Source organism: Amorphus coralli DSM 19760 (assembly GCF_000374525.1).
GTDB classification, from domain to species: domain Bacteria; phylum Pseudomonadota; class Alphaproteobacteria; order Rhizobiales; family Amorphaceae; genus Amorphus; species Amorphus coralli.
Genome location: NZ_KB894571.1, coordinates 509,823 through 522,024, shown reverse-complemented (window position 1 = coordinate 522,024; position 12,202 = coordinate 509,823). Strand labels below are relative to the sequence as shown.

The following is a 12,202-nucleotide window of genomic DNA, read 5'->3' as shown; positions in this document are numbered from 1 at the left end:
GCCGATCTTGCCTGCCGCGGATCAGCCGCGGATGAAGGCCAGCACGTCGGCGTTGAATCGCTTCGGCTCGGTCTGTGCGAGGCCGTGCGAGCCACCCTCGTAGATCTTCAGCTCCGCGCCGGCGACGATCGCCGCGGCTTTCCTGGCGGAGGCGTCGATGGGCACGATCTGGTCGTCGTCGCCATGAATGATCAGGGTCGGGCGGTCGATGGCCTTGAGGTCCTCCGTGTAATCGACCTCGGAGAACTCGTGGATGCACTCGTACTGACCCTTGATGCCGCCCTGCATGCCCATCAGCCAGAAGCCGTGACGCAGACCGTCATTCTGCTCCACGCCATCGCGGTTGAAGCCGTAGAAGGGCGTCGTCAGACCGAGATAGAAGTTTGAGCGGTCGGTGGCCGTGCCCTGCCGAATGCCGTTGAAGGCGTCGATCGGCGTGCCTTCCGGGTTGGCCGCGGTCTTCAGCATCAGCGGAGGAACCGCCCCCACCAGGACGACCTTGGCGACACGGCTCGTGCCGTGACGGCCGATATAGCGGGACACCTCGCCGCCACCGGTGGAATGGCCGATCATCACCATGTCCGTCAGATCGAGATGCTCGATCAGCTCGGCCAGATCGTCGGCATAGCGGTCCATCGAGTTGCCGTCGAAAGGCTGGGCCGAGCGTCCGTGGCCACGGCGATCGTGGGCGATCACCCGGAAGCTGTTCTGGGAAAAGAACAGCATCTGCGCGTCCCAGGCATCGCCGCTCAGCGGCCAGCCGTGGGAAAAGACGATCGGCTGACCCGATCCCCAGTCCTTGTAGAAGATGTCGGTGCCGTCGCTGGTCGTGAAAGTCGCCATCACACAATCTCCATGCTGGCCGCAGCCGAACCCATGCCGGCTGGCCGGTTGATCGAAAGGGGATCTGCGCTGCTCGCCGGCATCGGCGCCTTTGGGGGCCGGGTCGGGGCCGCGTTCTCGTCACGCATCCCGTAGTTAAATCGTGCGCGATTAAATCGCGTAAGAGTCATATGTGATGCCCGGGTCGGGAGTCAAGCGCTTGCGATCCAATCGTGCGCGATTTAAATGAAGCTGGTAAGAATGAGGTTATGCGTATGAAACAGACGACCGACGCGCCGCAGGGTGGCGACGTTGCGGAAATGCTCTGCTTTGCGATCTACTCCGCCCAGCACGCCTTCAATCAGTTCTACCGCCCGCTGCTGGACCGGTTCGGACTGACCTATCCCCAATATCTGGTCATGGTCGCGCTCTGGGCGAGCGACGGGCGAACCGTCAAGCAGCTGGGCGCGGCGCTGCGGCTTGAATCCAACACGCTGACGCCGGTGCTGAAGCGCCTGGAGGCGCAGGGGTACGTGACGCGACAGCGCGATCCTGAGGACGAGCGCCAGGTGCGGGTGCGCCTGACGGAGGCGGGGAGGGCGATCCGCGAGGAGGCGAGCGCCGTGCCCCAGTGCGTCACCGACACGCTCGGCCTGGGCGACGCCGAAATGCGCGATCTCGTCCAGAAGCTCGCAGCGGTCCGTGACAGGCTGGCCGGCGCAACGCGCGGGTAGCGACGTCTCGCGGCCGCGCCGGTCCGGCGTAGCCGGGTAACCCGGGTCAGGCGTTGTGAGCGCGCTCCTCGCGCAGCTTCGCGAGGTGGGGATATTTCTCGGTGAGCAGCGAGCCGGTGTAGTAGGTCGGCTCGAACGCCGGATGGGCGCGCACGGCCGCAAGCCACGCGGCGACGCGCGGCCGGTCGGCCCACATGGTGTGGAGGTTGATGTCGTCCATCCGCACCATCACCGGCATCACCATGATGTCGGCGAGCGTGATCTGCGCGCCGAGCAGGAACGGCCCGCCGCTCTCCGCTATCCAGTCGTCCATGCGCGCCACCGACCGCGCCAGCCGGCCCAGGGCCTCGTCCATCTCGGCCTGCGGAAAGCCGGTGCGGCCCATCTTCAGAAGGAATTCCTTGCGCAGCGGCTTGGAGTCGGCGAGCGCCAGGAACTCCTCCTCGCTCATGGTCTGGAAGTGGGGGAGAAAGGCGAGGTTGTAGGAAGGGATGCGGATCGCCGGGGCCGGGACTTCGTCGATATAGCGCATCATGGAGCGCATCCGGCCGCGCTCAACCGGATCGGCGGGGGTGAAGGCGCCCAGCTCCGGCACGACCTCGTCGAGATATTCCATGATTACCGAGGAATCGATCACCACGCGTCCGTCATGGACGATGCTCGGCACCACGCCGTTGGGATTGATCCGAAGATAGTCGGACTTGAGCTGGTCGCCGGAGAACAGGTCGAGCTTGTGCTCCTCGTAAACGGTACCCTTGGCATTGAGGACGAAGCGCACCCGCTGGCTGCAGGTCGACTGCGGGGCGTTGTAGAGTACGAAATCAGGCATCGGGCGGTCCCACTGGCGGGTTAAATGACGGATGCCGCGACGTTGGCGCGTCGCGGCATCCGGAGGATATTCGGGGGCTGCTGCGGGTCAGTCCCAGTCGAGGAAGCGAGGCAGACGCCCCTTCTGGGCGAGGGTGCCCACAACTCCGAGCGGGAAATACAGCAGCACCAGCACCATGATCAGGCCGGTGGCGAGGATGTTGATCTCGCTGGCCCCCAGCGTTGCCGCGAAGAACTCGTTGAAGGCCACAATCAGGATGGCGCCGACGATCGGCCCCGTCACGGTTCCCTTGCCGCCGATGATGCACATCAGGACCATGTAGGCGGCGACCAGGATGATCAGGAAGATGTTCGGCCGCAGGTAGGTCAGGTACTCGCCCCAGATGGCGCCGGTCATGCCGACGAAGAAGGCGGAGACAGCAAAGGCGGCGACCTTGTAAGTGGCCGTGTCGATGCCGGCGCTTTCCGCCTTCACCTCGTCCTGGGAGATGGCTCGCAGGCCGAGTCCGAACTTGGAGTGCTTGATCCGGTAGCTGGCGACCACGGCGAGAAGCGCGATGACGAGCATGGCGTAATAGTAGGGGATCTTCGCCCAGCGCACGTCGAGATCGGTGACCGGAAGCGTCACGCCGTTGGCGCCGCCGACATAGCCCCAATTGTCGAACAGGATGCGCACGATCATCAGCAGCGCGATGGAGGAGATGATGAAGGTCGGCCCCCGCATCCTCAGCGTGATGGTGCCGACGCCAACGCCGACCGCGGCGGCCACCAGACCGGCCAGCGGCGCGGTGATGAGCGTGCTCACCCCCATCTTGGCGAGGATCATGCCGGAGACGTAGCCGCCGATGCAGAAGAACACGTTGTGGCCCAGTGACACGTAGCCGGTGTAGCCGCCAAGGATGTTCCAGCTCGACGCCATCGCCACGTACATGAGCGTGTAGAGCGCCATGTGGAGGGCATAGTTGTAATTGCCGACGAACTGGAGGGCCGGCAGGGCGATCAGCAGAATGAGGACGATGGCCGCGACCGTCCACGACCGGCCCCGCGCGCCGGACCGTGCCAGTCCGGCATTGTAGGCTTCGCGGGCCGACAGGACGTCGGCGACGGCGTCCGGGTTCTGGGTGGACGTATCAGACATGTTCGGGCTTCTCTCCGAAGAGACCTTGCGGCCGGACCAGAAGAATGACGAAGAGGGCGACGAAGAAGGTCATCGTCGACCAGGTCGCACCGGCGTATGCGCCGACGAAGGCGGAGATCACCGCGAGCAGGAAGGCGCCGATCACGGTGCCCTGCACCGAGCCCATGCCACCCAGCACCACCAGCGACATCAGGATCGCGATCCACTCCCAGTGCTTTGCCGGGAAGAAGGAGAAGACGAAGGAGACCAGCGACCCGGCCGCGCCGGCGAGGCCGACGCCGATGCCGAAGGAGATCAGCGACACGAAGTTGACGTTGACGCCGAGGAGCTCGGCGGCCGCCCGGTTCTGCGAGGTGGCGCGGATGGCGTAGCCGAGCCGCGTGTAGCGCAGGAAGGCGACGAGGCCGATGATGATCGCGATGGAGATCAGCCCGGCATAGAGCTGCCCCTTCGGCAGGAAGATGGTCCCGAAGAAGAAGGCATCCGTGGCGTAGTCGGGCGACGTCACGCGCTGGGTGTTGGAAAACATCGCGCCCAGCGCCCCATCCACCACCATCGCGACGGCGAAGGTGAGGAGCACGGTCATCTCGGAGTATTTGGCGCTGCGGGCCTCCTTCTCGAAGACCAGCTTGTAGAGGATCAGGCCGATCACGAAGAGGATGGCGGCCGAGATCGGCAGCGACAGGATCGGGTCGATGCCGAACAGCGTGAAGCACCAGTAGGAGATGAAGGCACCGGCGATGATCAGCGACGGGTGCGCCAGATTGACGATGCGCATCACTCCGAAGACGAGCGACAGGCCGCAGGCCATCAGCGCATAGACGCCGCCGAGGCACAGGCCGAGGATCAGGATCTGAAGGGTGTGTCCCATAACGGTCTCCTCAGGCCGCCGCCGACGAGCGGCCGCCCAGGTAAAGCTCCTGGATGCGGGGATCTGAAAGGATCTCCTTGGCGGGCCCCTCGAACAGGGTCCGGCCGAGATCGAGGACCACGCCCCAGTCGGAATTCTTCAACCCCATCATGGCGTTCTGCTCGACGAGAAGGATCGTCGCTCCCTCGTCGCGCAGCATCTTCATGATGTCGAACATGTCCTGGACGATCTTCGGCGCGAGGCCGAGCGAGGGTTCGTCCAGCATCACGATCTTCGGCCGAAGCAGCATGGCGCGCGCCATGGACAGCGTCTGCTGCTGGCCGCCCGACATGGTCCCGGCGAGCTGGTCCGCGCGCTCCTTGAGCACGGGGAAGCGCTCCAGCACCTCGTCGATGCGCCGCTGCAGTTCCACCCGGTCGTCGAGGACGAAGCCGCCCATGCGCAGGTTTTCGCGCACGCTCATCTTGGGGAAGAGGGCGCGCTCCTGGGGCACGAAGGCGATGCCCCGGCGCAGCACCTGGTCCGGCCGCATGCCGTTCAGCCGCTCGCCCTCGAACACCACCTCGCCCTCGCGGGGCTTGAGGATGCCGACGATGGCCTTGAGGAGCGTCGACTTGCCGGCGCCGTTGGGGCCGATGATGCAGTGGATCTTGCCCGGCTCCACCGTCAGGTCGGAGCCGTTGAGGATGGCCGGACCGGATCCGTAGCCGGCGACGACGCCGGAAACCCGGAGCAACTCAGACATGGGCCGCCTCCGCGTCACTGGTCTCCTCGGCGGCCGTCGAGGCACCGAGATAGGCCTCCAACACTTCCGGGTTGGCCTTGATGGCGTCGGGCGGACCGTCGGCGATGACGCGCCCCTGGGCCATCACCACGATGTGCTCGCAGAGGCTCATCACCAGCTCCATGTTGTGCTCGACGATGAGCACGGTGAGGCCGCGGGCATGCAGCGCGCGGATGTGCTCGACGATGTCGTCGAGCAGGCGCGGATTGACGCCGCCGGCCGGCTCGTCGAGCAGGATGATCTTCGGGTCGGACATCAGCAGCGCCGCGAAGTCCATGAGCTTGCGCTGCCCATAGGACAGGTTGCGCGCCTGCTCGTAGGCGAGGCGGGAAATGCCCAGGAAGTCGAGGATTTCCTCGGCCTTGGCGCGCTCCTCCTCGCTGATGGAGGGACCGACCAGCCGGGCGAATCCGTGGCTGGTGGCCTGAACGCAGAGATTTTCAAGGACGGTCAGGTCTTCCAGGCTGCGGGTGATCTGGAAGGTGCGCGACAGGCCGAGACGGGTGACCTTGTGCGGCTTGAGATGATCGATGCGCTTGCCGTCCAGCCAGACCTTGCCGGCGGTCGGCTCCATGGTGCGGCTGATGCAGTTGAAAGCGGTGGTCTTGCCGGCCCCGTTCGGGCCGATGAGTGCGGAGATCGAGCCCTTGGCGATCTCGAACGAACACTGATCCACGGCGCGAATGCCGCCGAAGTGCTTACACAGTCCCTCTACCCGTAACACGGTCGCGTCTCCAGGAGGCCAAATCGATGCGGTCTCGCAGGCTGCGGGACGGGCCTGAGCCCGCCCCGCCGGTTTGCCTCACCACTCGGGCTTGGGGTGCACGAGATCGGACACGCCCTCGAATTCGTCTGTCGGGTAGACGAACTTGAGCTGGCCATTCTGCCACTGGGCGATCAGGAAGGGGCGGTCGACCGGCAGTCCGACATCGTTCCAGGAGAACGGGCCGAGCACGGTGCGTGCCGGGTCTTCCTTGGTGCGGGCGTAGAGCCACTCACCCATCTTGGCGTTGTCGGTGCTGTTGGCGCCGATGACGGCCTGCTCCATGCCCTGGCAGACCGCGAACGGGATCGCGGAATCCTCGTCCGGCTTGTTGCCGTACTTCGCCTCGAAGGCTTCCTGGAAGTCCTGGTTGCTGAAGTCCTCGCCGGCCAGCTGGCCGACGAACGGTACGGCCTCGTGCCACGAGGTGTGGACGAGGGTGCCCTGCGCGGCATCGGCGCCGACGCCTTCCAGATACTCCGCCTGGGTGCCCTGGCTGAGATAGAGCATCTTCGGGTTGGCCCGGACCGTCTTCAGGGCGCGGGTCAGCTGCACGGCCTCTTCCGCAGACGCGGTCAGGCCGACCACGAGGTCAGCGCCGGAGTTCTTGATGGAGTTGGCGAGGTTGAGCCAGTCGGAGAAGCCCTCTTCCGGCCACTTCTCGGTGTAGACGACCTCCATGCCGGCATCGGCCAGATAGCCGGGCGACAGGTCCGCAACCTCACCGCCGCCGGGATCGGTCACCTTCTGGCCGAGCAGGCCGGCGGCGATGGCGTTGGCGAAGAAGTCGTCGGCGTGGACCAGCGCCGCCTTCGACGGCCGCTCGCCCTCGTCGACGAGGTTCTTCAGCACGCCCTCGACGCTGGAGCCGATATACTCGGCGGCGTTCTGCTGGAAATAGAAGATGTTGTCGTGACCCTGGGTGTAGATGCGCAGGGCGCCGCCGGCGGGAATCGGATGAACCATGCCGTTCTTGGCGAGAACCGCCGAGATCGGGAAGGTAAGCTTCGACGAGAAGGTGCCGAACACCAGATCGACGTCATCGACGTTGATGAAGCGCTCGTACTGGCTGAGCGCCGTGCCGATATCGGACCGGTTGTCGGAAATGATCAGGTCGAGCTCACGGCCGAGCAGGCCGCCCTTCTCGTTGATCAGGTCGACGCAAAGCTGGTAGCCCTTCTCATGCTTCTCGCCGCTGACCGAGAAGTTGCCGGTCAACGGCAGCGAGGCGCCGATCTTGATCGGATCGGCCGCATGGGCCCCGGCCGACAGGCCGAGCGCCGCAACCGCGCATAGCGTGATGGTACGGATCACTGGACGTTCCTCCCCTCTGGTAATGGTGACGTTGATCGCCACGCAATCGATTGCATGAATGCTGCGACGTTCTCCCCCGGTCGTCAAGAGGAGATGCGTCGAGGGGTGAATTTTAGCAACCCAACCATGGAATTGGTTCAGATTTCAGCCCACGGTCGTCGTTTGGCCTGTCAGGCCGAGTTCATTCGGGCCGTGCTTGACGGAATGCGGCGGCTCGAATAACCGATGGGATAGCTGTAAATGCAATCGTTTGCACATCCGTTTGCATATATAAATGGATGGGGGCACGTTGCGGGTCGGCGACCAGGGAAACCGGGCCTCGCGGCCAATGCGGGGGTGAATAGGAGGGCGGAGAGTGAAGCGCGATCCCGTCGTGCAGTCGGCAATCGACCACTGGGCGCCGCGCTTCGTGGCGAACGGAGTGCCGCTTCCGGACTTCGAGGAGGTTGCATCCACCGTCACACGCTGGGATGACTGGTGCGCCCTGTGGAGCGCCCGCGGTGACGTTCATGCCGGTCTTGGCGGGACGGCGCTTGGCGAGGGACGGTTGCTCTCGGCAGGCGAGCATTTCTCCACGGCGGCGGCCTGCTACCATTTTGGCAAGTTTCTGTTTGTGCATCGCCCCGAGGAGATGCGGGCGGCGCACGACAAGGCGGTATCCTGCCGGACCCGTGCCCTGCCGCTCCTGATGCCGCCCGGCGAACGGGTGGAGATCGCCTTCGAGGGTGGCGTGCTCGCCGGCAACCTGCGTCGGCCCGCAGGGGTGGACCGCCCGCCGCTGGTGCTGATGGCAATGGGGCTGGATTCGGCCAAGGAAGAGATGGACACCAACGAGGCCGTGCTGCTCGATCGCGGCATGGCGACCTTCGCCTTCGACGGGCCGGGACAGGGAGAGGCGGAGTACGACCTGCCGATCTGTCCGGAGTACGAGCGGCCGGTGAGCGCCATCCTGGATGTGCTGGTGGGGCGCCCGGACATCGATGCCCGGCGGATCGGGATCTGGGGGGTCAGTTTCGGGGGCTACTACGCGCCGCGCGCCGCCGCCTTCGACGATCGCATCCGCGCCTGCATAGCGCTGTCCGGCCCGTTCGATTTCGGCGCCATCTTCGAAACCATTCCCGGTCTCACGCGTCGTGCCTTCATCGCCCGGGCGCACGCGGCGGACGAGGCTGCGGCCAGGGCCGTCGCGGACCGGGTGACCCTGGCAGAAGCCGCGCCACGGCTCGCCTGTCCGCTCTACATTGTCGTTGGCGGAAAGGACCGCATCATTCCGCCGGAGCACGGCGAACGCCTTGCCTCGCTGGTGCCCGGCGAGGTCACGCTCAACCGCATCGAAGACGGCAATCATGTCGCCAACAACCGCGCCTATGCCTACCGCACGCAAGCGGCGGACTGGATGGCGCACAGACTGGGGAACGCCTGATGGCTGAACAATCCGGACGTCTCGCTGAAGTCACCGGCCACTGGCTGCCGCGCATGGAGGCGGCAGGCATTCCCTCGGCCACCGCGAAGGCGGTCACCGAGCGCACCGGCACCTGGGAGCGCTGGTGCGCGACGTGGTCGGCCGAAGCGGAGCGTCACATTGAGCTCGGCGAGGCGGCGGAGGCCGCCGGGCACGCGATCACGGCCGGCGAGCACTATGCCCGAGCGTCGCTGTTCTACCACTTCGCCAACTTCATGTTCTTCGACGACCTGGACCAGAAGACCCGGGCCAACGAGGCGAAGATCGCGGTCTACCGCCGTGCGGCGCCGCTCCTGTCGCCGCCGGCGGCCCGTGCCGAAGTCCCGTTCGAGGGCGGTCATCTGCGCGGCTATCTCCGCCGTCCGGGCATCGGAGAGGTGGGGGCGGTGCTTCTGATACCGGGCTCCGATTCCACCAAGGAGGAGTTCCCGGCGCTGGAGGAGGTCTTCCTGAAGCGGGGGCTTGCGACCTTCTCCCTGGACGGCCCCGGCCAGGGCGAAGGGCGATCGGCCGGCCCCCTGCGCGCCGACATTTCCACGGCGGTCGAGGCGGCGCTCGCCTATCTCGAGGCGCACGGGATCGCGCGCCGGACCGTCGTGCTGGTCGGGATGGCGTTCGGCGGGCACCTGGCGCTGCGGGCCGGCGCCACCGTGGGCGGTCTCGCCGGTATCGCCTCGATCAATGGTTTTCACGACCTGGGCGCCATCGTCGACCAGTTTCCGCCGGTCTATCGCGACAACATGGGGTTCGCGCTGGGCGGCGACAGCGCCGAGGACACGGTGGACCGCGCCCGCGCCTTCACGCTTGCCGGCACGCCGGCGCCGGACTGCCCGATCCTGGTTTTCCACGGGGCCCACGACAAGATCTTTCCCCCCAGCGAGGCGGAACACACCGCCGTCTGGGCGGAGGGACGGGCCGACCTGAGGATTCTCCCGGACGGCAACCACGTGTGCAACAACGTGCCCTGGGCCTATCGCCCGGCCACCGCGGACTGGGCCCGGGACGCGATCCTCTCGCAGAGGTGAGCAGCGACGCGGCGCGTGGCCCATTGCCAAGCGCGCCGCGTCCCCATAGATAGACAATCGACATCAAGAGTTGGGGGACGCCCAACGCCAACCTGCCGATCCGGGCAAGGTGGCACCCTGAAAGGGGGATGTGGCCGCGCTGGCAACCAAGCGGATCGGGCCATGAGCGTCGTCCCTCCAAGGAGAAGCGACGCACGGTGCCGATCAAGATCCCCGACACGCTGCCCGCCAGGTCGACCCTCGAGAACGAGGGCGTGATGGTGATGAGCGAGGCCGACGCCATCCGTCAGGACATCCGTCCGATGCGCATCGGCCTGCTCAACCTGATGCCCAACAAGGTCTCCACCGAGACCCAGCTCGCCCGCCTGCTCGGGGCGACGCCGCTGCAGATCGAGCTGACGCTGGTACGCATGACGGACCACGTGGCCCGCAACACGCCCGCCGATCACATGGATGCCTTCTACCGGCCGTGGGCGGAGCTTGCCGAGGAGCGCTTCGACGGCTTCGTAATGACCGGCGCGCCGGTGGAGCGGCTTCCCTTCGAGGCGGTGGGCTACTGGCGGGAGCTGCAGCAGATCTTCGAGTGGACCCAGAGCAACGTGCACCGGACGCTGACCATCTGCTGGTCGGCCCAGGCGGCGCTTCACCATTTCTACGGGGTGCCGAAGCACGAGCTGGAGGAGAAGGCTTTCGGTATCTTCCGGCAGCGCAATCTCGAACCGTCCTCGCCGTTCCTGCGCGGCTTCTCCGACGATTTCGCGATTCCCGTGTCGCGCTGGACGGAGGTGCGGCGGGAAGACCTGCCGCAAGACGAGGGGCTGAGGGTCCTTGCCGACAGCTTCGCCACCGGACTTTGCCTGGTGGAGGACCCGGCCCACCGCGCCCTGCACATGTTCAACCACGTCGAATACGACACGCGCACGCTCGCCGACGAGTTCGAACGCGACGGAAAGGGCGCGCTGCCCATCGACTATTTCCCCGGCGACGATCCGGAGCGGCCGCCGGAGAACCGCTGGCGCAGCCACGCCCATCTCCTGTTCGGCAACTGGGTGAACGAGATCTACCAGACAACGCCGTTCGACACCGCGCGCATCGGCACGGCAGACCGGTTCGGGCCGCACGACTGACACGCAGGCCCCGGCCTCACGCCCGCGCAACGAGAAAGGCCGCGCCTCCCGTCGGGAAGCGCGGCCTTTCTGCTGAAGGGGAAGCGGCGGAGCGCCGCGTCAGGCGACGGCGCGGGCGAGCGCGCAGCGCGACCAGAGATTTTCCAGCGCGGAGACCAGATGGTCGATGTCCGCATCGGTGTGCAGCGGCGAGGGCGTAATGCGCAGCCGCTCGGTGCCCTTGGGCACGGTCGGATAGTTGATCGGCTGCACATAGACGCCGAAGCTGTCGAGCAGGATGTCGCTGATCCACTTGCACTTCACCGGGTCGCCCACCATCACCGGCACGATGTGGCTCGGGTTCGGCATGTAAGGGATGCCGATGGCGTCGAGCCGGGCGCGGACCTTGCGGACATTTTCCTGATGCCGGGCGCGCTCGACCTGGCTGGTCTTCAGGTGCCGGATGGAAGCGGCGGCACCGGCGGCCACGTGCGGCGGCAGAGCTGTTGTGAAGATGAAGCCGGAGGCGAAGGAGCGCACGAAATCGCAGAGCGCGGTGGACGCCGCGATGTAGCCGCCGACCACGCCGAAGGCCTTGCCAAGGGTGCCCTCGATGACGGTCAGCCGATCCATCAGGCCACGGGCCTCGGCGATGCCGCCGCCGCGCGGGCCGTAGAGGCCGACGGCGTGAACCTCGTCCAGATAGGTCATCGCGCCGTGGGCGTCGGCCACGTCGCAGAGTTCCTCGATCGGGGCGATGTCGCCGTCCATGGAGTAAACGGATTCGAAGGCGACGAGCTTCGGTCGGCCGGGCTCGATGAGCGACAGGCGGCGGTCGAGATCCTCGGGACTGTTGTGCTTGAAGATCTGGCGCTCGGCGCGGCTGTGGCGGATGCCCTCGATCATCGAGGCATGGTTCATCTCGTCGGAGAGCACCACGCAGCCGGGAAGCTTGGAGGCGAGCGTCGTCAGGCTCGCCCAGTTGGACACGTAGCCGGAGGTGAACAGGAGCGCCGATTCCTTGCCGTGCAGGTCGGCGAGTTCGCGCTCCAGGAGCACGTGATAATGGTTGGTGCCGGAGATGTTCCGGGTGCCGCCAGCGCCGGCGCCGCAGCGCTCGATCGCCTCGTGCATGGCGGCCAGGACGGACGGGTTCTGGCCCATGCCCAAATAGTCGTTGGAACACCAGACGGTGACTTCCGAAGTGCCCTCGCCGCCATGCCGTGTGGCACGGGGGAAACTGCCGCGGTGACGCTCAAGGTCGGCGAACACGCGGTAGTTGCCCTCACCCATCAGGGCGTCGAGCTGGTCCCGGAAGTAGCCTTCGTAATCCATCTTCACCTCGGTCGGCCGGC

The 12,202-nt window shown here is 66.2% G+C and carries 12 protein-coding genes and 1 riboswitch; of the genes, 4 read left to right on the top strand and 8 right to left on the bottom strand.

What is annotated here, in order from left to right; translation table 11 throughout:
- Window positions 1-21 precede the first annotated feature (21 nt).
- Complete coding sequence (locus C507_RS0106570) at window positions 22-843, bottom strand: alpha/beta fold hydrolase (protein WP_018698877.1); 822 nt, start codon at window positions 841-843, stop codon at window positions 22-24.
- 254 nt (window positions 844-1,097) lie between these two features.
- Between C507_RS0106570 and C507_RS0106565 the strand changes: the two genes are divergently transcribed.
- Window positions 1,098-1,556 (top strand): MarR family winged helix-turn-helix transcriptional regulator, encoded by a 459-nt coding sequence (locus C507_RS0106565; protein ID WP_018698876.1) that lies wholly within the window; start codon window positions 1,098-1,100, stop codon window positions 1,554-1,556.
- A gap of 46 nt (window positions 1,557-1,602) precedes the next feature.
- Here the strand turns inward: C507_RS0106565 and C507_RS0106560 are convergent, their stop codons facing one another.
- The 6 genes from C507_RS0106560 to C507_RS0106535 form a co-directional block, all read right to left on the bottom strand.
- Window positions 1,603-2,385 (bottom strand): glutathione S-transferase family protein, encoded by a 783-nt coding sequence (locus C507_RS0106560; protein WP_018698875.1) that lies wholly within the window; start codon window positions 2,383-2,385, stop codon window positions 1,603-1,605.
- Between the two features lie 87 nt (window positions 2,386-2,472).
- On the bottom strand, window positions 2,473-3,522 hold the full coding sequence (locus tag C507_RS0106555; RefSeq protein ID WP_018698874.1) for a branched-chain amino acid ABC transporter permease: 1,050 nt from the start codon (window positions 3,520-3,522) through the stop codon (window positions 2,473-2,475).
- Entirely contained in the window at window positions 3,515-4,393 is an 879-nt protein-coding gene (locus C507_RS0106550; RefSeq protein ID WP_018698873.1) for a branched-chain amino acid ABC transporter permease, read from the bottom strand. Before C507_RS0106550 ends, C507_RS0106555 begins: the two co-directional genes overlap by 8 nt.
- A gap of 10 nt (window positions 4,394-4,403) precedes the next feature.
- Window positions 4,404-5,138: an ABC transporter ATP-binding protein gene (locus C507_RS0106545; protein ID WP_018698872.1), complete on the bottom strand. Its 735-nt coding sequence runs from the start codon at window positions 5,136-5,138 to the stop codon at window positions 4,404-4,406.
- Entirely contained in the window at window positions 5,131-5,853 is a 723-nt protein-coding gene (locus C507_RS0106540; RefSeq protein WP_018698871.1) for an ABC transporter ATP-binding protein, read from the bottom strand. Before C507_RS0106540 ends, C507_RS0106545 begins: the two co-directional genes overlap by 8 nt.
- A gap of 126 nt (window positions 5,854-5,979) precedes the next feature.
- Complete coding sequence (locus C507_RS0106535) at window positions 5,980-7,254, bottom strand: amino acid ABC transporter substrate-binding protein (RefSeq protein ID WP_018698870.1); 1,275 nt, start codon at window positions 7,252-7,254, stop codon at window positions 5,980-5,982.
- A gap of 355 nt (window positions 7,255-7,609) precedes the next feature.
- On the opposite strand from C507_RS0106535, the gene C507_RS0106530 reads away from it, so the two are divergent.
- From C507_RS0106530 to C507_RS0106520, 3 genes are all read left to right on the top strand, one after another.
- A complete protein-coding gene (locus C507_RS0106530; protein ID WP_018698869.1) occupies window positions 7,610-8,677 on the top strand; it encodes an alpha/beta hydrolase family protein in 1,068 nt (355 codons plus the stop codon).
- A complete protein-coding gene (locus C507_RS0106525; RefSeq protein ID WP_018698868.1) occupies window positions 8,677-9,741 on the top strand; it encodes an alpha/beta hydrolase family protein in 1,065 nt (354 codons plus the stop codon). Before C507_RS0106530 ends, C507_RS0106525 begins: the two co-directional genes overlap by 1 nt.
- Before the next feature lie 55 nt (window positions 9,742-9,796).
- Window positions 9,797-9,901: riboswitch (SAM-I-IV-variant riboswitch) on the top strand.
- A 37-nt stretch (window positions 9,902-9,938) separates the two neighbouring features.
- A complete protein-coding gene (locus tag C507_RS0106520; RefSeq protein ID WP_018698867.1) occupies window positions 9,939-10,868 on the top strand; it encodes a homoserine O-succinyltransferase in 930 nt (309 codons plus the stop codon).
- Between the two features lie 99 nt (window positions 10,869-10,967).
- Here C507_RS0106520 and hemA read toward each other — a convergent pair whose 3' ends face one another.
- Window positions 10,968-12,182, bottom strand: a complete 1,215-nt coding sequence (gene hemA, locus C507_RS0106515; protein WP_018698866.1) for a 5-aminolevulinate synthase — start codon at window positions 12,180-12,182, stop codon at window positions 10,968-10,970.
- Window positions 12,183-12,202 lie beyond the last annotated feature (20 nt).